Origin of the sequence: Micromonospora sp. NPDC048843 (genome assembly GCF_040649965.1) — a bacterium.
GTDB lineage: Bacteria > Actinomycetota > Actinomycetes > Mycobacteriales > Micromonosporaceae > Micromonospora > Micromonospora hortensis.
The window spans coordinates 59,714-85,040 of sequence record NZ_JBEZGJ010000006.1 but is presented as its reverse complement, the minus strand read 5'-3'; the positions used below and the strand labels follow the sequence as shown (position 1 = coordinate 85,040).

General features: G+C 68.8%; 18 protein-coding genes. 9 read left to right on the top strand and 9 right to left on the bottom strand.

Annotation, left to right across the window (positions count from 1 at the left end):
• The first annotated feature begins 1 nt into the window (after window position 1).
• Window positions 2–3,088: a hypothetical protein gene (locus tag AB0C20_RS03020; protein ID WP_357177824.1), complete on the top strand. Its 3,087-nt coding sequence runs from the start codon at window positions 2–4 to the stop codon at window positions 3,086–3,088.
• An 81-nt stretch (window positions 3,089–3,169) separates the two neighbouring features.
• On the opposite strand, the gene AB0C20_RS03015 is transcribed toward AB0C20_RS03020, so the two are convergent.
• The gene (locus tag AB0C20_RS03015; protein WP_357177827.1) at window positions 3,170–3,343 is read right to left on the bottom strand and encodes a hypothetical protein; all 174 of its coding nucleotides are present in this window, start codon (window positions 3,341–3,343) and stop codon (window positions 3,170–3,172) included.
• 95 nt (window positions 3,344–3,438) lie between these two features.
• Complete coding sequence (locus AB0C20_RS03010) at window positions 3,439–4,089, bottom strand: TetR/AcrR family transcriptional regulator (protein ID WP_357177832.1); 651 nt, start codon at window positions 4,087–4,089, stop codon at window positions 3,439–3,441.
• 89 nt (window positions 4,090–4,178) lie between these two features.
• On the opposite strand from AB0C20_RS03010, the gene AB0C20_RS03005 reads away from it, so the two are divergent.
• A complete protein-coding gene (locus AB0C20_RS03005) occupies window positions 4,179–5,069 on the top strand; it encodes an alpha/beta hydrolase (RefSeq protein ID WP_357177836.1) in 891 nt (296 codons plus the stop codon).
• A gap of 248 nt (window positions 5,070–5,317) precedes the next feature.
• Complete coding sequence (locus tag AB0C20_RS03000; RefSeq protein WP_357567143.1) at window positions 5,318–6,694, top strand: serine hydrolase domain-containing protein; 1,377 nt, start codon at window positions 5,318–5,320, stop codon at window positions 6,692–6,694.
• Between the two features lie 284 nt (window positions 6,695–6,978).
• On the opposite strand, the gene AB0C20_RS02995 is transcribed toward AB0C20_RS03000, so the two are convergent.
• The 5 genes from AB0C20_RS02995 to AB0C20_RS02975 all read right to left on the bottom strand — a co-directional run bounded on the left by AB0C20_RS02995 (window position 6,979) and on the right by AB0C20_RS02975 (window position 18,972).
• Complete coding sequence (locus AB0C20_RS02995; RefSeq protein ID WP_357177845.1) at window positions 6,979–7,137, bottom strand: hypothetical protein; 159 nt, start codon at window positions 7,135–7,137, stop codon at window positions 6,979–6,981.
• 272 nt (window positions 7,138–7,409) lie between these two features.
• Window positions 7,410–7,694, bottom strand: a complete 285-nt coding sequence (locus tag AB0C20_RS02990) for a hypothetical protein (RefSeq protein WP_357177847.1) — start codon at window positions 7,692–7,694, stop codon at window positions 7,410–7,412.
• Window positions 7,688–14,530 carry an RHS repeat-associated core domain-containing protein gene (locus tag AB0C20_RS02985; RefSeq protein ID WP_357567140.1) on the bottom strand — a complete coding sequence of 2,281 codons (6,843 nt, stop codon included), beginning with the start codon at window positions 14,528–14,530 and terminating at the stop codon, window positions 7,688–7,690. Before AB0C20_RS02985 ends, AB0C20_RS02990 begins: the two co-directional genes overlap by 7 nt.
• A 78-nt stretch (window positions 14,531–14,608) precedes the next feature.
• A complete protein-coding gene (locus AB0C20_RS02980) occupies window positions 14,609–18,340 on the bottom strand; it encodes a LamG domain-containing protein (protein WP_357567138.1) in 3,732 nt (1,243 codons plus the stop codon).
• A gap of 401 nt (window positions 18,341–18,741) precedes the next feature.
• The gene (locus AB0C20_RS02975) at window positions 18,742–18,972 is read right to left on the bottom strand and encodes a hypothetical protein (RefSeq protein ID WP_357177856.1); all 231 of its coding nucleotides are present in this window, start codon (window positions 18,970–18,972) and stop codon (window positions 18,742–18,744) included.
• A 120-nt stretch (window positions 18,973–19,092) separates the two neighbouring features.
• Between AB0C20_RS02975 and AB0C20_RS02970 the strand changes: the two genes are divergently transcribed.
• The 6 genes from AB0C20_RS02970 to AB0C20_RS02945 all read left to right on the top strand — a co-directional run bounded on the left by AB0C20_RS02970 (window position 19,093) and on the right by AB0C20_RS02945 (window position 22,867).
• Window positions 19,093–19,428 carry a PadR family transcriptional regulator gene (locus AB0C20_RS02970; RefSeq protein WP_357177859.1) on the top strand — a complete coding sequence of 112 codons (336 nt, stop codon included), beginning with the start codon at window positions 19,093–19,095 and terminating at the stop codon, window positions 19,426–19,428.
• Window positions 19,425–20,381 carry a hypothetical protein gene (locus tag AB0C20_RS02965; protein ID WP_357567136.1) on the top strand — a complete coding sequence of 319 codons (957 nt, stop codon included), beginning with the start codon at window positions 19,425–19,427 and terminating at the stop codon, window positions 20,379–20,381. Before AB0C20_RS02970 ends, AB0C20_RS02965 begins: the two co-directional genes overlap by 4 nt.
• A 345-nt stretch (window positions 20,382–20,726) precedes the next feature.
• Window positions 20,727–21,128: an FtsX-like permease family protein gene (locus tag AB0C20_RS02960; RefSeq protein WP_357177865.1), complete on the top strand. Its 402-nt coding sequence runs from the start codon at window positions 20,727–20,729 to the stop codon at window positions 21,126–21,128.
• Between the two features lie 230 nt (window positions 21,129–21,358).
• Complete coding sequence (locus AB0C20_RS02955; protein WP_357177868.1) at window positions 21,359–21,727, top strand: metalloregulator ArsR/SmtB family transcription factor; 369 nt, start codon at window positions 21,359–21,361, stop codon at window positions 21,725–21,727.
• Window position 21,728: 1 nt separating this feature from the next.
• The gene (locus tag AB0C20_RS02950) at window positions 21,729–22,379 is read left to right on the top strand and encodes an SRPBCC family protein (protein WP_357177871.1); all 651 of its coding nucleotides are present in this window, start codon (window positions 21,729–21,731) and stop codon (window positions 22,377–22,379) included.
• Window positions 22,376–22,867, top strand: coding sequence for an SRPBCC family protein (locus tag AB0C20_RS02945; protein ID WP_357177874.1), 492 nt, complete (start codon window positions 22,376–22,378; stop codon window positions 22,865–22,867). Before AB0C20_RS02950 ends, AB0C20_RS02945 begins: the two co-directional genes overlap by 4 nt.
• Window positions 22,868–22,973: 106 nt before the next feature.
• Here the strand turns inward: AB0C20_RS02945 and AB0C20_RS02940 are convergent, their stop codons facing one another.
• Window positions 22,974–24,173: a low temperature requirement protein A gene (locus AB0C20_RS02940; RefSeq protein ID WP_357177878.1), complete on the bottom strand. Its 1,200-nt coding sequence runs from the start codon at window positions 24,171–24,173 to the stop codon at window positions 22,974–22,976.
• Between the two features lie 471 nt (window positions 24,174–24,644).
• Complete coding sequence (locus tag AB0C20_RS02935; protein WP_357177881.1) at window positions 24,645–25,172, bottom strand: hypothetical protein; 528 nt, start codon at window positions 25,170–25,172, stop codon at window positions 24,645–24,647.
• Between the last annotated feature and the right edge of the window lie 155 nt (window positions 25,173–25,327).

The following is a 25,327-nucleotide window of genomic DNA, read 5'->3' as shown; positions in this document are numbered from 1 at the left end:
CGTGGCTCATGTTGCCCAGGTCCGCAGGCCGTACCCGCTGCTCGTCGCCGCGGTGGTCCTGTTGGCGCTCGGCGCGGCAGCGGCCTGGGGGGTCGGTGGCACGCTGGGGCTGAGCCACTCCCCCGCCGCCGTGCCGCGCGAGGACGCCCTCGCCGCGCCGGCGCGGACACCGGCACCGGTCCCGCCGTTGGCGTCCCTCGTCGTGCCCGACGAGCTTCGTGTCAGGAAGGCCGCGGCCGCCGTCGCCGACGCTGTCGTCTTCCGCGGCCTGCCTCGGCCGGTGCTCGTCCCGGCCACGTCGAGCCCGGCCGGGTCCGCGACGGCCGCGCCGGGCGACGGCACGGCTCCGGACCTGTCGGCGGTGAGCACGCTGCGGGCGGGCGTGCTGGCCGCCCTCAGCGGGACGCGCGAGTCGTACCGGCTCGACGTGCGCGGCACCGAGTTGACCGTCCAGGGTGGCGACGTCGCGGGCGCGGCGGCCGGGATGTACCGGTTGGCCGACCGGATCCGCTCCGGCGCCGAGGTGCTCCCCGCGGCGGACGCGGGTCGAGTGGTCATCCCGCGGCTCGGCCTGCGGCTGACCGACGCGGGTTCGGTGGGACGCGAGCCCGACCCGGCCGTCTTCGCCGCCGGCGACGACTATGGCCTGAACACCGACGTGGTCGGATCGGCGGTGCTGCCTCGCGCCCCGTGGGTGGACGCTGGCGCGGTGGCACGCATCGACGCGCAGTTTCGGCAGTTCGTCGATCACTCGGTGGCGCAGGGATTCAACGGGATCGTCGTGCCCGGCTTCCTGGAGTACGTCACGTTCGCGAAGGTCGGCGACGGGCGCGCGGTCTACCCGCCCGGCGACTCGCACGTCGACCGCGCACGGGCGATGGTCGCTGCGTTCGGGCCCGTCTTCCGGTACGCCGAGGACATGGGCGTGCGGGTCTTCCTGCTGACCGACATGCTCGCGGTGTCACCCCCGCTGGAGGCATACCTGACGCGGACCGTCGGCGCCCTCGACGTGGCCGACCCTCGGCTGTGGGCGGTCTACCAGGCCGGTCTGGCCGAGCTGTTCGAGAACATGCCGTTCGTCGACGGCCTGATGGTCCGCGTCGGCGAGGGCGGCGAGGTGTACGCCGCGACCGGCTGGGACTACTCGTCAAGGCTCGCTGTCACCACGGAGACATCGGTACGCGCGATGCTGCGGGCGCTGCTGGACACCGCGGGCCCAGCCGGGAAAGAGATCATCTTCCGCACCTGGACGGTGGGCGTCGGCGCCGTCGGTGACCTGCACACCAACCCGGTGTCGTACGCGCAGGTCCTCGGCGGGCTCGACGATCCGCACCTGATCGTGTCCACCAAGTACACACTCGGCGATTTCTACAGCCACCTACCGCTGAACACCACACTGTTGGGCGGCGAGCACCGCCGCATCGTGGAGTTCCAGGCCCGGCGGGAGTTCGAGGCGTTCGGCTCGCTACCCAACGACCTCGGCCCGCTGCACCGCCAGGCACTACGCGCTTTCCTTGCCGCCAACCCGAACGTCGAGGGTGTCTGGAACTGGACCCAGGACGGCGGGCCGTTGCGCGCCGGGCCCATGTCGCTGTACCTGCGCGCAGGCTTCTGGCAGCTCTACGACCTCAACACGTACGCCGTCGGCCGCCTGGCCTGGGATCCGCACGCCGACCCGGCGCAGGTCACGGCTGACTGGGCGTACCGCACGTTCTCCGGTGACCCGGGCACCGTCGCCGCGATCGGGCAGGCCATGGCGCTGTCCCGGCAGGCGGTCACCAGAGGCCTCTACATCGGTCCGTACGCCGACCGGTCGGTGCGGGCGCTCGGGCTGGAACCGCCGCCCATGATGTGGATCTTCGAGTGGGACATCCCGACCGGCGACTCGGCGGCGCTGGACAGCATCTACGCGGTGACCGGCGGTCGCGTCGACGAGGCGATCGAGGAGGGCACGCAGGCCGTCGTGCTGGCCCGACGCATGCGCGACCTGGTCGCCGCGACCGATCCGGCGACCTGGCGGGATGCCGAACTGCGCGGGCGCTTCACCGCGACTCTCGACTACCAGGTCGACCTGTTCGAGACGCTGAGCGCGTACCGGGCCATGGTGCTGCGGCACGCGCAGTGGCTGGACACGGGTGCACCGGCCGCCCGTGACGACTGGCGGCTGGCCGCGGCGGCGTACCACGACGCGCGCGACGCGCACCGGCAGCGCTACGGCGCCGACCTGGACCTGCCCGCGTACAACTTCACCGCCGCCGACCTCGGGGCGCGGCGCGCCGACCGGGACCCGGCGATGGCCTGGGCGGCCCGGGCGTTGCTCGGGTCGATCCTGCTGGTGGTGCTGCTCGGCCTGTACGGGCGCGGGTTCGGCGCGGCCGCCGCACGCGGGTTGCTGCTCGGCGCGCTCCGGCCGTGGCGGGTCGCCGCGCTGCCGACGCCCGTGACGCGGGCGGACCGGGTGTTGGTGTGGCTGGTCCCGGCCGTGGTGCTGGTGGCGAGCCGGATCGTGTTGACCTGGTTCGCCGCGCCGGCGCACCTGTTGGTCACCCTCGGTGGGTGGGCGCTATTCACCCTCGTCGTACGCCTCGCCGTCGGTCGCCGAGACCCGTTCCACCTGTGGGCCGTGGTCGGCGGCGTCGCGCTGCTGCGCAGCGTGCTGCTGCTGGCGGCGCTCGCCGGGCGCGGACCGGGCGGTTACTGGTTCGCCTTCTGGACCGCGCCGAGTCGGCGCGCGGCGTACGTCACCGTCGCGTTCGCGGCGTTCTGCTGGCTGTTCGTGGTCGTCGCCGTGGTCCTACGGGACCGGTACGGCCTGCGCCGCCGAAGCGCCGTCGGGCTGACCCTCACCGCCGCGGGCGTGCCCCTCGGCGTGCTGTCCGCCCTGGTATCGGTGGTGGGCCTGGAACGCGCGCTGACGGTGTGGAATGACCAGCTCGCGCTGCTGCCCTGGGGCCTGTCCCGGATCCTCGGCATCACCGTCCACCTCGGCATCCCCGCCCAACTCCCCGCATACACCGCCGCCGCCGGAATCGCCTTGGCCGCCGTCGGTCTGCTCCTGTCACTCGGCCGCAACCGGCACTCCGCCTGACCGCCCATCCCCCGACGTCTTGAGCGCCGTCGGCGCCGACATCGGCGGTCAGGCTGGTGTCGCGCTCGTTCACGGACTGATCTATGCCGGCTCGCGCACGCCACCGGCGTTCCCGCCGTCGTCCGGCATCGGTTCGGTCGGGGCTTCTGGCAATTCGTCCGGCGCGCCGGGCAGGAGGACTCCCGCGTCGTCGGGCACCGGTTCGCGCGGGTCGATGGGCGGATACTGTTCGGGGTCGAGATCGGGTCCAGTCATCAGGCGAGTATCCGTCGTCTTCCGCGCTGCCGCTCGTCGAGCCCGCGAGCCTTGCCCTCGTCTCAAACGCCTTGCGATGACGGGCAGCCGGCTGTTCACTCCTTCAGCAAGCCGACGAGTACCCGCGACATCATGTCCTCGAAGCGTGGCGCGGGCACCAGCGGACCGTCGGCAAGCGCCGCCGTCAGGTGGGCGTGCCGGCCCGCCGCGATCACGTGTGCCAGGTACGCGCCCTGCCTCTGCCGGGTGCTAGTGCTCCCATTGAGTTCGTTGAGGACGAACGCGGCGGTGAGCGTGTTCATCACGGCGAACGCCTCCAGCTTGCGGCCCACATCCGCCGGGTGCCGGGCGAGGAGCGCCAGCACGTGCTCCAGCAGATCGGTACCGTGCGGGCCGAGCGCCGAGCGCGTGAGCAGCAGCTCCGGCAGCCAGCGGTGCCGCAGCATCAGCTCGCGCCCCTGTCGGCACACCTCCAGCAGGCCCGGCAGCCAGGGGCCACCCGGCGCCGGCAGCTGGTAGGCCGCCGCCACCTCGTCGGTCATCAGGTCGAGCAGGTCGTCCCGGCTGTCGACATAGCGGTAGAGCGACGCCGCCCCAGTGCCCAATTCGGCGGCGATACGGCGCATCGAGACCGCGGCCAGCCCCTGTTGATCGGCCAGCGCGATCGCCGCGGCGGTCACCTCCGTTCGGGACCGCTCGGCGGGCCGGCCCACTCCCGTGCGCCGTTCCCGAAGCCATATCGGCATCGCCTCCATGCCACCCCTCTCGATTGCGTCCATCCTAACTATTGGCATACGGTGTTCGCGAACGCCGTTCTCGAAAAGGTGAGGCAGAGATGACCAGAACCCCGTACACCGCACGCAACGGTGACGTACACCTCGCGGCCGACGACCACGGCGGCACCGGCGGCGAGCCGCTGCTGCTGCTCATGGGGCTCGGCGTGTCCCGTTTCTACTGGCCCGACGGGCTGGTCGCCGCGCTGATCAACGCCGGCTTCCACGTGGCCTCGTTCGACGGCCGCGACGCCGGCGGCTCCACCCACTTCGACGACACCCCGGTCGGCAACCCGGTGACCGCCCTGTTCCGCCGGCGGCCGCCCGCCTACACCGCCGAGGACATGGCCGACGACACCGTCGCCGTGCTCGATGCGCTCGGGTGGCAGCGTGCCCACCTCTTCGGCATCTCCCAAGGCGGCCTGGTCGCTCAGCGCACCGCGCTACGCCACCCGGAGCGGGTGCACACAGTGACCTCCTTCGCCGCCGTGCCGAGCGACATTCGTGGTGGCGCGGTCCTGCGCTATGTGCGCCTCCCGTTCCTGGCACGCCTGGCGCGCATGCGCCAGCCCGTCGGCCGCGACGGCGACGTGGCGGCCGGCCTGGCCCTGTTGCGGGCGGTCGCCTCTCCCGGCTACCCGTTCGACGAGCACGACGCCCGCCTCCGCGTGGAGCGCGAACTCGACGCCGGGCTGCCCAGCGGTGTCCGCGACAGCCGCGCCCAGGCCCGGCAGACCAGCGCCACCTGGCACGGCCCGCGCCTGCGCGAACTCCGCGCGCCCACCCTGGTGTTACACGGCGAGCAGGACCCGCTGATCCGCCCCGCCGCCGGCCGCCGCATCGCCGCGTCGGTGCCAGACGCCCGCTACGTCGAACTGCCCGGCACCGGTCACGACCTGCCCCAGGAAATCTGGCCCACCGTGGTCCGCGAGATCCGCACACGGGTCAGTTGAGGCCGCAGAACCCGCGTCGGCGGCGCCTACGCCAGGCTGGCTCGGACCCAGCGAGAAATTGCCGCCAGAGAGATTCGCAGACGGCTGGCTGATCATTTACAACGCGCTGAACGAGGACCGGCTCGGGTTCGGCGACCTCCCGCCGGAGCACCGCCGGCATCGCCCGGGGTGAGCCCACTCCAGGCAAAGGTGACCGCCTCGTGGCTGGGCCGCCCAAATCACACGGCCCACCCGGTAGGTTGGCCCGCATGTCACCGATCCCGGCGCCGCTGTTACCCGAAACCCGACGGGCGCTGGTCCACCGGCTGGCCACTGCTCAGGTAGCGGGTCGGGCGCCTTCGGTCGTCGCCGCCGTGGTGCGGGATGGTCGTCCTGTGTGGGTGGACGGGTGGGGAACGGTGGACGGCAGGGTGCCGGACGGCAACCTCCAATACCGGATCGGCTCGATCACCAAGACTTTCCTGGCGGTGCTGGTGCTGCGCCTGCGCGACGAGGGGCGACTCGCGCTTACCGACCCACTGGCCGACCACCTCCCCGACACAGCGGCGGGTCAGGCCACGGTGGGTGCGCTGCTGGCGCACACCGCCGGGCTGATCGCCGAAGCGCCCGGCCCATGGTGGGAACGAACCCCGGGCGCGCTGCGACCCGACCTGGCCGACGTGCTGGGCAGCGACCCGCAGGTGCATCCGCCCGGACAGCGCCACCACTACTCCAACCCCGGCTATGCGCTGCTCGGCGCGCTGGTGCAGCGGGTCCGGGGCCAGGCGTGGGGCGAGGTGCTGCGGCGCGAGGTGCTGGAGCCGCTCGCAATGACCCGCACCACCCTGCTGCCGGTCGCGCCGCACGCCACAGGCTGGGCGGTGCATCCCTGGGCCGATGTGCTCCTTGCGGAGCCCGCCGTGGACACCGGTCTGATGGCGCCCGCCGGACAGCTGTGGTCGACCGTAACGGACCTGGCCAGGTTCGCCGCGTTCCTCATCGACGGCGACGACCGGGTGTTGCATCCGGGCACCGCCGCGCAGATGCGCAACCCGGCGAGCCCGCCGGAGGCGACGGACTCAGACAGCGGGTACGGGCTCGGTATGCAGTTGCTGCGCCGTGACGGCCGGCTGTTGGCCGGGCACACCGGCTCGATGCCGGGCTTCGTCGCGACCGTCTGGGTCAGCCCCGATGACGCGCTGGGCGCGGTCGTGATGGGAAACGTGACCGCCGGCCTCTCCGCCGGCACGCTCGCCGCTGATCTTCTGCAGACGGTCGCTGAGCGGGAGCCGCGGATCCCTGCCCCCTGGCGACCACTACCCTCAGTTGACCCACAGCTACTGGATCTCGCCGGCCCATGGTACTGGGGGCCTGCCCCTTATCTGCTGCGCCCGCAGGCTGATGGCTTCCTGGAGTTGACCTCGCTGTCCGGCGGCGGGCGCGGCACCCGGCTACGCCCCACCGACGACGGCGGCTGGAAGGGAATCAACGGCTACTTCGCCGGCGAACGGCTGCGGGTGCACCACGACTCGGCCGGCGCCGTCAGCCACCTCGATCTTGGCACCTTCATCTTCACCCGGCAGCCCTACGACCCTGCGGCGCCACTGCCCGGCGGCATCGACCCCGCCGGCTGGCAGGCCGGCTGACGTCACGAACGCACCGATCTCGGCATGAGCGGACGTCACCCGATTGACAGCCGGAAGCACCATGGCCGACATCTTCGAGCCCGTCGAAGAGATCTCGAGCCTGATGGGCCTGCTCAAGACGTTGCCCGCGGGATCGGCATCTCAGATGACGGACCTGGGACGGACCGCAGCCCGCTCGCCCGAAACGCTCTACGCCGATATACAGCATCTACAGAAGCGGCGTTTGGTCCTGCACTTCCTCCGACGACTCGGCCCGACCAGCCCACTTCTTCCACTGCCTAAAGTCAGCGTCTCAGCATCGTCAGCGCGTACGTCGCCACCTCCGTACAGTCCCACCCGGTGTGGCAGGGCGATGGCCGCGCCTCGCGGGCCCGCCGCTCGCAGAGTTCCTCGTCACCGCGCGGAGCCGCCAGCAGCGCCAGATTGGCCAGGTGCGCGGACACCGTGTTCTCGTACCCGGCCTCCCGCGCCAGCGCCAGACCCCGCCGGCAACTGGCCGCTCGGTGCTTGAATGCGCGCGCTACAGCCTCACGGCACAGTACGGACGAAGGCGGAGTCATTCCACCAGCGAAGCAGACGTGGGCAGCACCTGAGGCCCTCCGTGATACGGCTTAGCGGTGTAGCCACGCGACCCGCAACCGGCAACCGGCGGTCGCGCTGACCGCGATCACCTCTCCATTTTGAATGCAACTCTCGAGCGGACAGATCAGGCGGATCAACGCTCCGGGTACGCCAACCAATCTTCCAGCGATTCCCTCAAGCTGTCATTAACAGGATTCGAGCGGACCACAGTCAAGCCGGCCACTATAGCTTCCACCGATTCCCGATCAAGATGAAGCGTCAGGAAGTTGGACGGGTCGACCAACAGCACCTCAAGGTCAATCCCTTGATCTTTAATGACAGAGCCCACTTGGACTGCTTGATCGGCCGTCATGCCCGGCAGATCAAGGCTCCAGTAAAATTGCTTCTCAGGGGTGTTGTCATCTCCCACTTTCAGCATCCAATCTTGTTCAAGAGCGCGTCCGTGGTGGCAAGCCGAGTAGATTTCCTCCCGAGGTCGTCCACCGAGTTGGCAATCTTCCACGTTCCGCCGTTGTGTGATCCATCCCCACTGCCAATGTCCTGCGAGATGAAAGTCTTCCCGTTCGTGAAAACAGGTTGACCACGAACACGGAAGTTCGTTTTCTTGTATCCAAGATACTTAGCAAGATGTTCAGCTTGCTTGTTGGTCAGCGGCTGATTTTTACCCTGAACCTGAGTTGGTAGCGGAATATCATTGACGTTGTGAACCAGCACTGGCGCGGTGCCGGCCAGCACATAGTACGTGTGGATATCGGAAATGGTGAGGTTGTGCATGTACTGGGCGCCAGTGTAATTACGGACGCTCGCGATTCGCACCTCACTCCCAGCGCTCGAGCGCAGCCGCTCCCCCGCCACAAGCTCGGCCGCATTAACCCAGTAGCCACGGGACACGGACCAGATCGGGTGCTCCCACGTGGTCTCGACATCAGCCATCGCACCAGTGGGCAGCACCAGGACGAGCGTCGTGAGCTGCGAGTCGCGATTCAGGTGCAGGCGAGTCACCTGTTTGGCTGCAGTCACACCGGCGTGGGGATCGGTCGCCTGCACCAGGTCACCGACCTTGACGTCCCCGATCTCCTTTGTCGAACCATCCGCCATGAGTACCGGCGTGTCCCGGCTGAAGCTGTTGACCACTCTGCATGCCTCGACCACGTCATCGGCTGCCTTCGAGGCACCGGAAAGAAGATCGACGCCTTCGCCGACAACTTTTCCGGCCTTGCCCACCGGAATTGCTCCGGCAAGATCGAGAACCAGCCCGACGTAGTCGCCGTTGTCAAGCTTCTCCTTGGCGAGCGCAATGGAGTACGGAATCCCAATGCCAGGAATCCAGCTCATCCACTCGTAGAACTTGAGCTTCGATTCCTTGGCCCGGGCGTCCCGCATAGCGCAGTCGCCCTCGACCTCACACATGAAGGCGGCAAGCGACTCCTGAAGTTCAGCCGGAGTGAAGTCGGAGATGTGACACCTGAAATAGCGGTAGCCGCGGAAGCCGCCGTAGGTATCGCAGTCACCGATGTAGTGAACCGTGAAATTGATGAAGGCTTTCCGCCGCTTCTTGACTTCCTCATCACGATCCGGTTGGCCGGCTTTCGAGCCACCGCCACCGCCACCGCCGCCACCGCCGGAACCCGAGCCTCCGTCGTTCCGCTTTACGTCGTCCGGACTTGCCCGACCGGCCCAGACGTCATCCTGGATCAACCCGGTCGGGTCGCTGAACGTGATCGGCGAGTTGCCGGCGTACGCGTAGCCGTGCCACTGCTGCGGTTGGTTCTGGTCCATCAACGGGTCGACCGACACGAACCTGCCGAGCGTCGGGTCGTACTCCCGTGCCCCGATGTGGGTCAGCCCGGTCGAGTCGATGTCGCCACCGACGAAGCCCTTGCCGTTGGGCCAGGCCGCCTGGTCCCCGCGCGGTGCACCGTACGGGGTCTGGCGGCGGATCGTGACCGCCTGGGTCGCCGCGTTCACGCTGATCTGTTGGGTGCCCTGGTGGTCGCTGAACAGCCACTGCAGTCCACCGCCGTCCGAACGGCTGGCGATCGACTTGCCGGCGAAGGAGTAGTACCGGGTGGCGGTGTTCTGCGTCGCGCCGAGGTCTCGCCGGATCTCCATTCCGGGCAGGTAGAGGGTGGTGCCGGTGGCGTCTCGTCGGAGGATCCGCTCGCCCTCGGCGTTGTAGACGTGACTGGCCAGTGTGGCGCCGCTCTCGGTGACGCTTGTCAGTCGACCCTCGGCATCCCAGGCCAACGTCTGGTCGGCGGCCACACCCGGCCGGGTGGCGGTCTCGCCGGTGGCGTTGTAGCCGTACGACTTGGTCACCGGCGCCTGTCCGGGTGCCTCGGTCCGGACGGAGGTCACCGTGTGCGGCCGTACGGAGTTCGCGCCGCTGGTGGGCACCGTGTACGTGTTCGTGGTGTTGCCCGTCGAGCCGTGGCTGGTCTGGGTCAGCCGGTTGCCGATCCGGTCGAACGTCCAGTCGGTCCAGTAGGGGGCGGGTCCGCCCAGGTTCCCCACCGACGGATCGGTGGCGCACTCCACGCCGGCTCGGGGCGTCCAGGCCGAGGTCAGGCGGCGCAGCCCGTCGTACCGGAAGCACTGGCTCTCGGCCTGTCCGACCCCTGGCTTGTCGACGAGTTGCAGGATGTTACCGGCGGCGTCGTAGGAGTAGGTGCGGTCGGAGATGGTGCCGGCCGAGGTCTCCGGCTTGATCGTCGTCTGTCGGATCCGGCGGGTGTCCGTCTCGTAGACGTTGTTGTCCTCGACGTACGTCCCCCCGGCGGTCTTCCGGGTCAGGACGGTGGGCTCGCCGTACACGGTGTACTGCTGCCCGACGACGTACGACCCGACCGTCGGCAGGTTCGTGGTCAGCGTCTGCGGCAGTCCGGTCGTGCCGTCGTATCCGGTGCTCACCGTCTCCTCGGCGAGGCCGCCGGCACCGGGGTAGGTGATCGAGACTTGTGTCCCGTCGGTGGGGGCGAACCCGTACGAGTAGGTCCACTCCTGTCCCAGTCCGGTGACCGTGCTCGGAATGACGTACTGGTCCCCGATCACCTGGTAACGGGTGTTGAAGTTGATCGCCCGCCAGGTGTACGCGTTGGCCGAGCCTGCCGGTTCGTACCGGGTCGACTGGGTCAGTTGTCCGCGTACGGTGACGCCGGTGAAGAGCTGGTCGTACTTCCATTCGGCCCGCAGCTTGCTCGGCGAGACCGCGTCGTCGTACTGGCCGGTCCGGCGGCCCATGGCGTCGTAGGTGTAGACGAGCACCTCACCACGGGCGTCGACGCTCTTCTCCAGGTCGCCGTAGAGGGTGTAGGCGGAGACGCTCGTGCCCTTGTCCGGGTCACGGGACTCGATCTGTCGACCCCTGATGTCGTACTTGTAGGTCCACTCGTTGCCGGCCGGGTCGGTGATCTTCGTGAGCTGGTTCTTCCGGTTGTACGTGTACCTGACCGCGTCGTAGGCGCCGGAGACACCCGCCGGAGTGGTGTGCTGGCGTACCTCGACGTCGCGTCCCTTGAAGTCGAGGAATCTGGTGGTCGGGACGTCACCGGGGGCCGGGGTGCGGGCGATGCTGTCACCCCGGTACGACGTGCTGGTCCGCCACTTCTCCACCAGGTTCGTCACACCGTCCCCGGCGAGCGAGACCTCCGCGATCGGGCGGCTGGCGTCGTCGTACTCGGTGCGGGCGACCGCCGGCACCGACCACTCGGGCTCCCACCACAGCGTCCCCGAGGCCGTGCCCGGCTCGGCATGCGCCCCGTACGCGACGGCGGTCCGCCCCCAACGGTCGTAGATGGTGTCGGTGACGAGACGACCGCCGCCGATCCCGGAGGACTGGGTCTGCCGGGGCCGCAACATCGCGTCGTAGATCTGATACGTCGTCTGGTAATTGCCGGCGGCGTTCAGGGTCTCGGTCCTGACCGACGAGTAGTCGGACCGGGTCGGTGAATAGGTGTACACGTAGCGGACGGACGGCTTCTGCGGGTTGTCCGCCTTCGACCAACCCACCTTCCAGACCTGGGTCGTCCGTCCCAGGCCGTCCAGGGTCACCTCGGCCACGCGGGAGTTCACGTCGGTGGTCTTCCAGGCCGTCCCCCAGTACCGCGACACCTCCTCGTGACTCGTCCAGTTGAACCCGCTCTTGATGGTCTTGCTGACCCTGGTCACCGGCCCGCCCACGGCCGGCGTGTACGCGGTCGCGGTGGTCACCGACCGTGCGTCGGTCGTGGTGACCGCCCGTCCGAAAGCGTCGTAGGTGGCCTGGCCCTCCGTCTGGAAAACCGTGCCGGTCGTGGCCGTCCAGTCGCGCAGTTGTTCGGTTCGGGAGATGGAGCCGTAGGTCGGCGCGGTGTCCGCGCTGGCCGCACCGTCATAGCTGTAACGGGCGTCGGCCACGACGTCGTCGGCGCTGACCGGTGCCGTCCCACAGGGCAGGGCGTTCGTGGTGACCCGTTTCAACAGCCCGGTCTGGTTCCTGCCCAGGTTGCGGTTGTAGGTCTGGGTGACACACTGCTCGTCACCGGCCACGTCGACGTCGCCGTCGTCCTGGGTCCAGTCGAGGGTGCCGTGGGTGTCGTCGAACGCCGACGTGGAGCGGGTGACCCGCCAGCCGGCCGCACCGTCCGCGCCGAGCGCGGTCGCGGAATAGGTCAGCCGGGTGTTCGTGAAGCGGGCCGTGACCAGGTCGTTGTTGATCGTGCGACTGGCGGTCGGCGGGGACTGCCAGGGTACGTTCACGGTCCTGCTGACCGGCTTGTTGAGGTCGCCGTTGTAGACGGTCTCCTCACGCACCGAGCCGGCGAACCAGTCCTCGTCGTGAACGGTCTCGTTGCCCAGCGAGGCGCCGACGGTCACCTGTCTGGTGCCGCCCGTGGGACTGGAGCGGTCACCGTGCATCCCGCGCAGATACTTGGTGACGGTCAGGGTCTTCCGGCCGTCGGTGTCGCCGACCCGGGTGGTGACCTCCGAATAGCCCCGGAACTGGTTCCAGGTCTTGTGCTTCGGCTTGATCAGACCGTCGTCGTCGGAGTAGTGCCAGGCCGGGTTGCCACCGTACGAGTAGGTGGTGAACTTCGGCGGCGCCTGGTGTCCACCGGCGAGTTGCACGTCCGACTCGGACACGTGGCGTACCACGTACTTGTGCCACCACTCCGTCAGCAGCGCGTCCTCGGCACCGTTGGGGTCGGGTCCGATGACCGGATAGCAGAGCTTGGTGTTGGTGTGTGCTCCACTCGGAACGTTGTCCTTGTGGCATTCCGGCAGGCTGTAGGTGACCTGGATCTTCGCGCCCGTCTCGGTGACGATGTTGGCGATACGCTGCCAGTTGTTCGTCGTGTTCGAGTCGGTGAGGACCCGGTTCGGCATCGCGGTCGGCTCGAACGTGATCGGCGGCAGGGTGACGGCCGTGCCGACGTGACCGGTGTGTGCGATGGAGGCGAGCCACAGCCCCGCGTTGGTGCCGTCGCCGGGCGACGGGAACGTGTGGGTGAGGGTCCAGGAGTCGACGTCCTGCCAGTCCGGGGTCGCCTTCGTCGTGTCCCAGACCCGGGTCGTGACCTTCGCGAGTCGTTTCGTGGTCCAGAAGGTCGGGGAGAAGTTGTCGCCGCACTCCGACCCGGTGCACTCCTGGTCCCATGGCACGTCCGGCCAGTTCGTCGCGTTGTGGGTGCCGCAGTTCGACGTCACACACCGGTCGGCCGGCGTGAACAGGACCTGGGCGATCGGGGTGATCGACCGGTCGCTGGTGCCACGGTCCCAGGTGCCGTAGTCGATCCGGCGGATCATCCCGCCCCGGACGTAGGAGACGTCGGACGCCGCGGTCAGGTTCTGCGCGTACTTGTTGTTCTCTCTGTCGTACCAGTACGACATCGTGTTGCCGCGCGGGTCGACGACGTAGTCGAGGTTCCATCGCCACGCCTGGGTGCAGTCCGAGTCCAGAAACTCGTTGGCGTGGCAGGGCTCGTTGTCGTGGTTGCCGAACACGGGTGCGGTCCAGGTCGAGTTGGTGCCACTGCTCTGGCCGGGCAGGCTGTTCAACCCGAAGTAGTACTGGACCCCGTCGGTGGTGGTGACCCGCCAGTGCTCGCCGTTGTTGTCGCCGTTCGAGGCGTTCGCCAGCTTCTCGATCCTCGCGCCCTGCTCGCTGCGCGAATGCCAGCCCTTGCCGTCCTGGAACACCAGTTCCGTACCGGTGCCGTTCAGGGTCATGGTGGCGTTGTCGGAGCGCCAGCAGAGATCTCCGGTCTTCTTCTCGTTGTTGGCGCCGGAGGTCTTGTCGTCGCTGCACGACACATAGCTGCGCTCGATGTATCCGGGCCAGTAGTCGAAGCCCTCGCCGACGAACGACGGTTGGTTGTTCGTGGCGGCCGACCGTCCGTCGACGCTCGCCGACGAATAGGCCAGCGAGACCGTTGGGCTGGGGCCATTCAGCCCCGGCGGGGTCCGCATCGGGTACGCCCAGGAGAACCCGCCGGTGGAGCCGCCGCCGGTCCAGGTGGCCGACGCTGACAGCGAGGTGGCGGTGAAGTCGCCCGCCGACCCCTTGGCGTCGGCCGCGAGCGCGACCACGCTGCCGCCGGCCGTCGGCACGTCGGCGGACACGCGACCGGTCACGGTGTCGTTGCGGGAAGGTAGTGGGCTGGCCTGGCAGCCCGGAGCCTCCGGTGTGGTCAGGGCACAGGGTGGTAGCTGCCACAGCCGCAGACGGTCAGCCCAGCTACCTCCGTACGCGTGGCGGAATTCGTTGTAGTCGACGGACAGGTTGGCCTTCGCCGGTCCGGTAGTCCGTTGCGCACCGCTCACCTGGAGGACCACGCCGTCTCGCCAGGCCGGTGCAACGGCGTCGCGACCGACGATCTCGACAGTGACGTCGGTCGGGTCCCCGCTCGCGGAACCACCGGCCCGGTTCACCCAGACCGGAAGATGACCGACCCGTACGCCTGGTGTGCCCGAGGTGTCCGCGCGCCCGGTCCCGAGCGAGGCCGCTGCCCGGCCCGCCTTGGGCCACACCGGCGCCGGGGCCGGCTTGCCCGCCGGTGACGGTGTGGGCCAGGCGATCCCGCGTACCTCCCCGCCGTGCTTGTCCACCGGGTCGGCCTGCGACCGCAGGCGCTCCGGGGCGGCGAGCGCGCCCGCCGTCGCCGGCGATGCCACAAGCATCGACCCCGCGACCACCGCGGTGACGATGGCGGCGAGCACCTGACGCGGTCGACCCGGTGGCTTGGCACCCGAGCCTCGTTGACGCGGACCGTTCACTGGATCCTCCGGAATAAGGGGTCGACGAGGTCGGGTGTGGGACCGGAACCGGTCACCGGTCCGGCGGTTGACCGGCGCTCAGGACTGGAGCTGTGCCTGTGCCTGTGACTTGTGTAGTTCGGAAACCGCGGTGTCGGTCAGGGCGCCCTGGTAGACCAGCAGGTCGTCCAGGCCGCCCTGCCAGTAGTCGACGAGGCGGGACTGCTCACCGGGGCCGGTGAACAACGCCGCCCCCACTGTCAGCGGCCCCGTCGCCCGGAACACCCCGGCGCAGGGCGTGGACTTCTCCAGGACGCCGTTGACGTACAGCCGGATCTCAGCGGCCTGGGCGTCGTAGACGCCGACCAGGTGGGTCCAGGTGCCGATGTCGTCCTCGGTCAGCAGCCGGTTTCCCTCGGCATGTACGCGCACCGGCGTGACGTCGTCGTCCGCACCGCCCACTGTGAACCGCCAGCGGTGCTCACTCGCGCCGCTGGCGAGGCGGTACTCCCGTAGGGAGAGGTAGAAGGCTGACTCCTTGGTGCCCCGCTGTCCGGCCGCGGTGAAGGTACGGGGCTCGAACTGGTCCGGGCGTACCCAGACCGAGACGGTGAACGAGTCGTCGGTACGTAGCACCGGGGTGTCCTGCCACTGCGGCGGGCTGCCCTCGGCGGCCAGGTTTCGCTGCGACCAGCCGTACTCCAGCGTGGACAGGCCGAAGTACGGGTCGGCCGGGTCCTCCACGAAGTGGCGCTTGTCGAGCATCAGGCCGCTGTCGCGGTAGCCGGCGTCGACCGTCGCGCCCTGGGTCAGACTCAACCGCCGGCCCCACGTCGCTCCGTCCGGTGCCTCGCAGGTGGACGGGATGCCGACCTGGTAACAGGGCCTGGCGGCGTTCATGTCCCAGCGTCCGACCTCGATCGGGGCGAGGATGCCTGGTTCGTCGAAGCCACCGGAGTACTCGTCGGTGGCGAGTTGGCCGGTGAAGTCGTGGTCGACCAGCACCCGGTTGAACACCTGCACGTCGGCGATGTTGCCGGTCCACCAGTTGGACGGGAGACCCGCCGCGAAGCCTCGACCGACCACGAACTTACCGCTGGTGGGCCAGGGCGCCGCGACGTAGTCGGTCTCGGCCACCCGTACGCCGTTGACGTAGAGCCGCAGTTTGCCGGCGGTCCTGTCGTAGACACCGGCCAGGTGGGTCCAGCGTGCCGCCTCGGCCGCGGTGAACGGGGTCGGGGCGATCGCCACCCGGCTCGCGCTGGTCTGCGCCGAGGTGTCCTTCATGACGAACGACCAGTGCGGGACCTGCGGGGTGCCTTGCCGGCGTACGCCGAACTCGAACCGGGCGGCGTCGGTGGCGTCCTGGGTGAGCACCTTCATGTCGCTGGTCGGCAGGACACCCGGCCTGACCCAGGCGGCCACGCTGAACGAGTTGGTGGTGTCGAGCACGGGAGCCGCGGTGGCGGCCTGTGAGGTGGTGCCGTTGAACGCGGCGCTGCCACCGCCGAGAAGCCGGGCGTCGGCGGCCCAGCTGACGTTCGTCGGGGCCAGCGGGGTGTCACCGGCGACCGCGCCCTGTTGGTCGGCGAGCGCCTGGCCCTGCGTGACACCCGGGTAGGTTTCCAGCCCCCAGCGGGCGATCGCCGGGGAGGGACGGTCGACGACGAACTCGACGCTGCCATACCCCTCGTTGCGGGTGGCGTCGACGGCCGAGACGTACAGCGTGTTCTGGCCGTACTTCGGGGGCCGCAGCGTCACGGTGGCGCTCTTCGGGGTGCCGGTTGCGGTCACCACCGTGGTCGGGCCGGTCCAGCCGTACTTGAACGACGTGGCGTCGGTGGCGGCCGACTCGATCCGGAAGGTGACCGGTTCGCCCGGCCCGCCCGGCGAGCCCTGGAGCGTGACCGTGACCGGGGGAACGGTGGTGTCGGCGGTGAACTGGCACCATGGCGACCAGCCGCTCCACCGCGAGTACGGTGCCGGGTCGACGGCGGTCACCCGGTACGCGTACGTCTTGCCGGTGACGACGGCCACGGCGGCGGCGGTGGCCCGGCCGTTCGCGGGTGCGGACGCGGTCGGCGGCCGGGTCAGCCGGGTCGGGTACGCGTCGGTGACGGTGCCGATGCCGGCGGCCGGCACCTCGATCCACTCGTAGGTGCCGGTCAGGCTCTGGGTGGTGTCGGCGTCCGGGTAGACGGCGGAGAACTTCGGAGCCAGCGTGCCGATCGGCAGTACGCCGTCGGGCAGGCAGGCGACACCGGCGACCTGGAGACCGTTCGGCTTGCCCGGGATGGAGTCGTAGTCGACGACCAGCTTGGCGTCGTTCGGGAAGAACTTCTTCCACCGGCCCTGGGTGGACTCGCCGTCGCCGGCGCTGTCCCGGGCGGCGAAGCCGACAGTGATCGCGGTGCCGCCGGCGCTGGCGACGGCCTGGACCTTCGAGGTCACCACGCCGGACTCGAAGTTCATGGTCATGTCGGGTTGGATGACACCGCAACCACCCGCCTCGTTCGCGTGCCCGGGCGCACCGTCCATGATCGCGTTGAGCTTCATCTTCGACCAGGTCGCCTGCATGGCGTGGTCGATCGCCGGCACGTGGTACATGTAGGCCCAACTGTCGTCACACGACCATGAGTGGTCCAGCTTCATCTGCACGTAGGCGCTCTCGATGTGCTTCCCCTTCATGGCGGTCAGGGGGAACTGGAAGAACGACCGGTAGAGCTGCCCCTGGCAGGGCCCCTCCGGGCTCAGCCCGACCCGGGCCACGCTGACGTCGGAGTTGGAGCAGCCGTTGTTCGTCGCGTACGCCCAGCGGTTCTGCTTCACCGACCAGGCCGGGTCGATGAAGACCGGGAAGTCGCCCGCGTCTGCGCCGAGCATGGCCGGGTCCGGGGTCAGCAGCAGGTCACCGGTGGCGTCCACTGCGGTTTCCACCCGTACGGTCCGCGCGGTCGCCGCCGGTCCGTCGACCGAGGAACGCTCGGCGGGCACCGAAGCCACACCGGCCCTGCCGGCGATCGTCGTCTGACCCGCGGAGTTCCACATCGTCGCCGGTGTGGCCGTGGCGAAAGCCGTGGCGCCGACGTCGGCCCGCAACGACCCGTCCGGCAATCGGACCGCCCGCGCGTCGCCGCCCAGGTCGAATCGGATCTGGCGCAGCGCCGGGTTGGCAGCCGCCGTGGCCGTCTTCACCACCAGCACGTGGGTGAAGCCGGTCCGGGTCGCCTGGACCGCGAGGTCGACGCCGGGCAACACCTCGGGGTACGTCGCGGTGTCGCCGGTGAGCGCCGGCGCCGGCAGCGCGGCCGGCCAGCCCACCGTGAGGGTCTTCCCTTCCCTGGTCAGGGTTGCCAGCGGAGCCGCCCCGCCACCGGAGAACGCCACCTCCGCCGCCGACGCGGCCGGCCGTACCCGTCCGTCGGAGCCCCGGGCGAGGTCGAGGTCGACGTCCACCCAGGTGCCGTCCGCGCGGCGGGTCCACTGCGGAACCACCCCGGACTCGAACCTGAGCCGACCGTCCGGTTGCGCCGTTACCTGCGCGTACTCGGAGCGGGACGAGCCGACCACCACCGGCCGGGCACAGTCCTTCGCCACGGCCAGTGCCTGCGCCGGGGAGGCCGCCTCCGCCACGCAGGGGGCAGCGGCGGGTGCCGCGGCGGCCGGCCGTTCGGCCAACACCGGCATCCCCGCCGCCGGCATCAGTAGCGCGGTGGCGGCGGCGAGCCAGCGCAGCCGCACCAATCCGAGCCACCCGTTGGGCCCGCTGCGGCTGCGCAGCCCACCCACCTCTGCTGGGTCGGCGGCGGCGTGACCTACATCGACAGACATGGCAGCTCCAACCGACCAGGCCATGCCTGGTCGTTGTTAGGCGAGATCGGGATTTCGTGAGGTGCGGGATGGTCGCGGGAGCGACCTGGCGACTGGGCCGCCATCGAAACCGACGGAACCGGGGCTGGCACTCGGGTCGGTGACGACCGCTCGGCGGGCCCGTGTCAGCGCCCGACGCGGATCGGCGGCGTGCAGGGCGTTGACTACGGAATCAGATCGGGCACAACCCGGGTCGCCATACGTGGAGACGAACGTTCGGCCGGCGCAGTGGGCGTCAGCGGCCTGGATCGTCCAGTAGGCAGTCGTCTCTGGCGGACAGTGGCACGAGAGACATCCGTTGGATACATCATTCACCCCCGTGAATTGATGTGGCCAACGGTATGGGACGTAGACAACGGGGGTCAATCCCGATGGCGGCACGAGGAGTGACGGAGGTACGACAGCTCGACCGAGCAGCGGACGGCCGGCCCGCCGGGTGGGGTCAGCAGTTGGTCGCCGTGGTGGTGTGCGCAGGCCTGATTCACCCGGCCCACGGCCTCGTTTCGAATGATCGGGAACCGCACCAGCATTTCGTGCGGTATCTGCTCGACGAAATCTCGAACCTTGTCGGACATGCGCAGTTGCAGCTCCACGGCATACTCCCTCGCCTCGCCTCGCCTCGCCTCGCCTCACCGCATCCGGCCGACACTTGCGCTTGACGGATACGTCGACGATCTGCTTATGTCGATGACATGACTAGACCCTCCGCTCCGATGCGTGAGCCCACGTACTTCATCCTCGCCGCGTTGCAGGACGAGCCGTTGCACGGCTACGCCATCGTCAAACGCGCGCAGGAGTTGTCCGACGGGCGAGTGCGGTTGACGACCGGCACTCTGTACGCCGCACTCGACCGGCTCAACGGTGAGGAGATGGTGCGGGTGGCCGAGGAGACGGTGGTCAACGGTCGTGCCCGTCGCACCTACGAGCTGACCGAGCGCGGGTTGTCCGCACTGCACGATGAGGCGACGCGGCTGATCGCGGCGGCTCGGGTCGTTCGAGACCGCTCCGTACGGTCGACGGCCGCGACGGTTCGGACGGCGCCGGCATGACCGGCCTGGAGCGCCGCTACCGGTGGCTGCTGCGCGCGTACCCTCGGGCCTATCGGCAGTACCGCGCCGACGAGATGCTGGAGACGCTGCTGGTCGCAGGCGAGACGGACCGGAGGCACCCGAGGCTTCGGGAGTCCCTCGCACTCGTGGTGGGAGGTCTGCGGGTCCGCTCCGGCGTAGACCAGCTCCGCTCCCGGGACACCTTGCGACACGCCGCCCTGCGATCGATCGCACTGTCCCTGCTCGTGTGCGGCGTCGCCCTTACGGCCCTGCCCCTCACGTGGCGCGTATGGCTGCTGCTGCCGGGCAATTCTGCCAACTTCCTGTATGAGCGAAGCTCGGTCACGCCCACATTGCTGCTTCTCGCGCTGACCGCCGCGGTGTGGGCTCGCTACCGCCTCGCACTCCCCATAACCATCGGCGCCTTCGGCTGGGACGTCTGGTACTCCGCAGCGAATGACCTGAGATACGCAGTAGAGCCATGGGCGAGGTACGACGACGCCTTGGGGCTCCGGACAGGTCTCTACCTGATCATGCAAATCTCCACGTGGATATGCTTGTTAGCCGTGTTAACAATGGTGGCACTACTTCGAGCGCGCCAGCCACGGGCCACGCGACCATGGACCTGGCTTCTCGGTGCCACGATGGCTATAGCGTTCATAACGCCCAATCCGCTCAATGGCTGGGCAGGCGGGTTGACCCTACCGGTCATCATGGCCGCCGGGCTGGTGGCGGCCCTCGTGGGCGCAGCCTTTGATGTGCGGGTATCGATCGCGGCCAGCGCGGTCCTTCTGGCACTAATGCTGCCCATGCTGGCCTATCAGCCGACCAATTGGACGCTCTACGGTTGGGACTGGAGCCCGCGAAACTTACTCCTCGAAGCCGTGGTTGGGATTTTCGCAATCAACTTCACAGTCAGCAGAGTGGCCGCCCGCCGGCAAGTCACCATATGACGGTGTGGTCGCTACATAGGCTCCTGACGGCGGGCGTCGCCGTCATGGGCGCACTCTTTCTCCACATCACACTGCACGGCCCGAAAAATTCGGTCCGTGCCGTCCGGGACGAGGCAGAACCTACCGAGGCCGTCGCCGTCCGCTGACCAGACGCGAGTCGGGCGCACAGCGCGCGAACCGCCCCTGTCTCTGGCGGGTGTCCGCACCAGGATCGCGCGGAGCGTCGCCGTCCGACCGGGCGCGATCACCATTGAACGACGCCCTGAGCGGAGCGGCGAGGGTGATCGCGCGAGACGGGGGTGGGGTTGGTGTCCCTACGCCCGTACACGCCTGATCAGCACCGACTTGGCGCTCGACGCCTGGCTCAACCGGCTGCTGATCGGCGTGATGGTGGGGTACGCGGCGCTGGCGGCGGCCACCACCATGGTGATGGCCGCGCTGGCCCGCCGCCGTGAGTTGGCGTTGCTCCAACTGGTCGGGGTCACCCGCCGTCAGATTCGAAGGATGGTCCAGGCCGAACAGGCCGGGCTGCTCGGCACCTCGGTGCTGATCGGCGCGACGATCGCGGCGCTGACCCTGAGCGCGATCGTCAACGGACTGACCGGCAGCCCGATCCCGTACGTCCCGCCGCTCGGATGGGTGGCGGTGCTCGGCGGCACGACACTGCTGGCGTTGGCAACCACTGTGTGGCCCGTCCGACGGCTACTCAGCGCACCCCCGATCGACGACATCGGTGTGAAGGAGTAGGCGTCGCGGTGCGAATATCGGCGACCGTGCTCGCCCTGTCAGCGGCAGAGGCGGATGGTGTCGAACTACGGGAGTTCCGTCAGGATCGGTACATGGCGGCGAGGGTGTGGTTGTCGTCATCGCCAACCACTCCCCCCGTGCGGCAAGGGCGGCGGTGGGCGTGGGTCAGGGGGTGACGGGGAAGTGCCAGTTCTGACTTATATAAGTAGTGCCTGGTATGGTTCTGAGTCGTGCACGCGTTCGACATCCTCGGAGACCCGGTGCGCCGGCGCATCCTGGAGCTGCTCGCCGACGGTGAGCAGACCTCCGGCGCGATCACCGACGTGATCCGGGCCGAGTTCACACTGTCCCAGCCGGCCGTCTCGCAACATCTGCGCGTTCTGCGCGAGAACGGGTTCGCGTCGGTCCGGGCCGAGGGGGCTCGCCGGTTCTACGCCGTCGACCCCACGCCGCTGAGCGAGGTTGACGTGTGGTTGGACCGGTTTCGCAGGTTCTGGGATCAGCGGCTCGATGCCCTGGGAACTGAGCTGGCCCGTGGCAGGCGTGCATCCCGGACCCCGGGTGTTGGCAAGGCCGATCCGCCAGCGAAAGGAACATGACATGAAGGATGTACTGGACGAACTGGCCGCTGCGCGCCGGACGATGGGCGCAGCGACCCTGTCCGGCGGCGACGCGTACACGATTGAGCTGCGGCGTTGCTACGACGCACCGGTCGACGAGGTGTGGAACGCCATCACCGACCCCGAGCGGCTGGGCCGCTGGTTGAAGCCGATCACCGGCAACCTTCGGCTCGGGGGGTCGTTCGAACTGGACGGCGGTGAGCACGGCGAGATCCTCCGGTGCGACCCGCCGCGGCGGCTGCGGGTGTCCTGGCTCTTCGGTCCGGAGGCCGACGAGTGGCCGGGTACGAGCGAGGTCGAGGTGCTCCTGTCCCCGAGCCCTGCCGGCGGCACCGAGTTCGAGCTGGTCCACGCAGCGGCAGTCGGCGAGCCCATGTTCCCGACCTACGGCCCCGGTGCCGGTGGTGTGGGCTGGGACCTGCATCTCCTCACCCTGGCCCGATTCCTAGCCGACGGCGAGGCCCTCGATCACGAGGAGTTCGAGACCTCCCCCGCGGGCCGCGAGTTCGCCAGGCGTAGCGCTGTGGCGTGGGGCGAAGCTCACCTGGCCGCCGGCGGCGATCCGGATCACGTGGCGGCCGCGGTCGAGGCCACGACCGCGTTCTACGTCCCCGGAGGCAACGAGCGATGAAGTACACCACCTCGATCGAAGTAGACCTGCCCCGCGAGAAGGTGGTCCGGCTGATCTCCGACCCGGCGCAGGTGCCAAAGTGGCTGCGGGGCCTGGTGCTGCACGAGCCGATGAACGGGGCGCACGGCCAGCTCGGGACCACCTCGCGAGTCGTGTTCCAGATGGGGAAGCAGAGGATGGAGGCCACCGAGACCATCACGCGCGTGGATCCCACGGATCTGCACGCCATCCCGAGCTCGGTCGTCGTGCACTACGACCGCGAGATCGTCGGCGAGGGCATGTGGCAGGCCCAACGCGACCGGTTCATCGACGCCGGTCCGAACACGACACTGTGGGAGAGCGAGAGCGAGTTCCGGTTCGACGGACTCCTGATGCGGCTGGTGGCGCTGCTCATGCCTGGCTCGTTTCGCAAGCAGTCGCGGCAACACATGCAGGACTTCAAAGCGTTCGCCGAGCAGGGGACGGACGTCCGCCGAGGGCCGAACTGATCTGTCGCAGCCAGCAACAGGCCCCCACGGCGACGGGACAGTACGGACGCCGGGTGCACCCGGATCGACACCGCAGGCCCGGCATCGCTGCAGCACCGGACACGCGTCAGCGTGGCGGTGAGGCCTCCTCCAGTGGACGCCCGTGGGCTCGGGCCGTATCCGAGACGGCGACGCCGAGCAGGACCGCGACTGCTGCCGCAGCGACCCCGAGAGGCGGTAGGCCGACCATGATCGGTGCCATGGCCGCGAGGACGAGGATCCCGATCGGTCGTGGCCAGGACACTCGGGCGAAGGCCACATACTCGAATACTGAGCGCCCGGCGAGGTAGAGCGCAGGCCCGCCGAGGATGGCTCCGACCCAGGCGGGTTTGGCGTCTCCGGACGGATCCATGAGGACGAGTTCGGAGCCGGCTGAGCTGCCGAGGATGCCGGCCACCATGAGCAGGTGTGAGAACTCGGCCAACCGACCGAGCCGGCCGGGGTCGGGGGATGCCGCGATGGCCTCGCCCAGAATTTGGCCAGCTCGATAGAAGTAGATCCGCCACAGCAACACCGTGGTGAGGAACGACAATGTAAGGGCCATCGTTCGTTCAGCCACGATCGGACCGCGGAGAAGACTCGATCCGGAGGTCAGGATCGTCTCGCCAAGCGCGACGATGACAAGCTGCCAGTAGCGCTCGGCCAAGTGCTCGCCCGCGACGGCCCACGGGGACACCCGCGAGCGACCCACCCCCGGTACCGGCCAGCCGAGTCTGGCCCCCAGGTAGTCGATTGCCAGGGCCACCGTCCACAGCGAATTGCGCGTCACCTCGGGAACAAAGGCTCCGGCCAGCCATGGTACGGCCGACGCGCCGAACCAGATGAGCGCCAACATATTGACGCGGCGCAGATTATGACCGCGCACGACACCTACGAAGAAGAGGGTGCGGCCCACCTGAATCGCGACATAGGTGCTCGCGAAGAGCAGGCCCGTCTCGGCGAGAGCCCCCGAAATCGCGACCGCCAGGAGCAGGCTCCCGTACATCGTCGCAACGACAACGAACTGGATCGGCGGCTGGAACGGATCGAATCGGCTGGTCACCCATGCCGTCTGGGTCCAGATCCACCAGAGAGCCAGGAGCAACAGCAGCGTCTCGCCGTTCTCCGCAAGGGAGGTGGTCAACCGCTCCGGGACGTGACCCCTGGTGTAGTCCAACACCAACTCGTGCACAATCCGGGTGAGCGCGAAGACGTAGACGAGATCGAAGAACAGTTCCAGGAAAGTCGGCCGTTGCGGACTCTCACGTTTGCGCAGCAGATTGGCCACTCTATTCCTCGTCACCCGGTCCGCCCGCCTCGTCGGCTAATCGCTGAAGCAGTCGTACCACGTTGCCGCAGCGCCCACGGATAAGACGCACTTGCGATGACTGAATAGCCCGACGGCCGACGCGGGCTGCCACCGCGCCCAGCACCGCCCTCTCCCGAGAAGCCGGCAGCTGGTTGACCGACGTGCCAGGCGGCTTCCAGGCAGGGATCACAGGCGGCGGGCACGAGGGTAGCCACTACTACCCGACGAGCCCTGGTCACGATCCTCGACTGGAGTACCAGCGAAAGACCGTCGATCACTGCTGGCTAAACACCGCCGCCACGACGAGGTTGTTGACGATGGTCGCGGTGACGGCGCGGGTGGCCGCTTGGCGGGCAGTCGCTTCCACCAGCCCCAGCCGGAGCCTTCCTTCCCCATGCTGTCTCCTCTCGGGCTTCCAGGTAACCCTGCCGACGCCCGAAGGTGAGCCGGTCACCTACCGGACACGAACTCGCTTGGTGGTGGATCAAAAAGAGTCATGACGAGCGCAACTGTGCTGAGGAATCCGCATCCGAGCGCTAGCACCAGCGAAGGAACGAACGCGGATGGCGGCGGGATCCATCCGCCGAGGACCCAGGGTGCTGCGACGATAAAGAGCACAGCTATGTCCGACACAACCTCATTCACGGCGAACGCGATGGACGTGCGCGAGTTGCGGTTCCGCAGGATCCGAAAGGCAGAATCGGCCGCCGCAGCGACCAGCAGGGCGCTGAGCACAGCGAACGCCAGCACACCCCAGATGGGAGCAAGATTGGCGAGTGCGAGTGGCACGACGAGCGGCAGCCCGGTCAGCAAAAACACGCCCCGCGCACCCGAACGCACGTATCGGTCAGCCCCGGACTGGCGAACGCGGCGCTGCCCTGAGTCCAGATAGAAGAACACGCCCACGAGGAACGTCCCGAGAAGCGTGGCTGCGATTTCTGCTAGCCCGACCAGGAACTCCTCGTTCACTTCCCGCATCTCGATCAAGCTCCTTACGGCTCACCACCTGAAGCGGTGCAGCACCAGTGAACCTAGTCGGACATTTCGGGCAGCGGGGAGTTTTCGCATCGCGCGCGATGGTCGGGGCGTCCGGCAGAGCCGAGATCGGGGTCGGCGATCTTCGAGCAGCGGTT

Excerpts from the sequence above, each read along its gene's own strand:
- AB0C20_RS03015 (WP_357177827.1), bottom strand. The coding sequence starts at position 3,343 with ATGACTGGACCCGATCTCGACCCCGAACAGTATCCGCCCATCGACCCG.
- AB0C20_RS03010 (WP_357177832.1), bottom strand. The coding sequence starts at position 4,089 with ATGCCGATATGGCTTCGGGAACGGCGCACGGGAGTGGGCCGGCCCGCC.
- AB0C20_RS03005 (WP_357177836.1), top strand. The coding sequence starts at position 4,179 with ATGACCAGAACCCCGTACACCGCACGCAACGGTGACGTACACCTCGCG.
- AB0C20_RS03000 (WP_357567143.1), top strand. The coding sequence starts at position 5,318 with ATGTCACCGATCCCGGCGCCGCTGTTACCCGAAACCCGACGGGCGCTG.
- AB0C20_RS02990 (WP_357177847.1), bottom strand. The coding sequence starts at position 7,694 with ATGCTGAAAGTGGGAGATGACAACACCCCTGAGAAGCAATTTTACTGG.
- AB0C20_RS02980 (WP_357567138.1), bottom strand. The coding sequence starts at position 18,340 with ATGTCTGTCGATGTAGGTCACGCCGCCGCCGACCCAGCAGAGGTGGGT.
- AB0C20_RS02970 (WP_357177859.1), top strand. The coding sequence starts at position 19,093 with ATGCGTGAGCCCACGTACTTCATCCTCGCCGCGTTGCAGGACGAGCCG.
- AB0C20_RS02965 (WP_357567136.1), top strand. The coding sequence starts at position 19,425 with ATGACCGGCCTGGAGCGCCGCTACCGGTGGCTGCTGCGCGCGTACCCT.
- AB0C20_RS02950 (WP_357177871.1), top strand. The coding sequence starts at position 21,729 with ATGAAGGATGTACTGGACGAACTGGCCGCTGCGCGCCGGACGATGGGC.
- AB0C20_RS02945 (WP_357177874.1), top strand. The coding sequence starts at position 22,376 with ATGAAGTACACCACCTCGATCGAAGTAGACCTGCCCCGCGAGAAGGTG.
- AB0C20_RS02935 (WP_357177881.1), bottom strand. The coding sequence starts at position 25,172 with ATGCGGGAAGTGAACGAGGAGTTCCTGGTCGGGCTAGCAGAAATCGCA.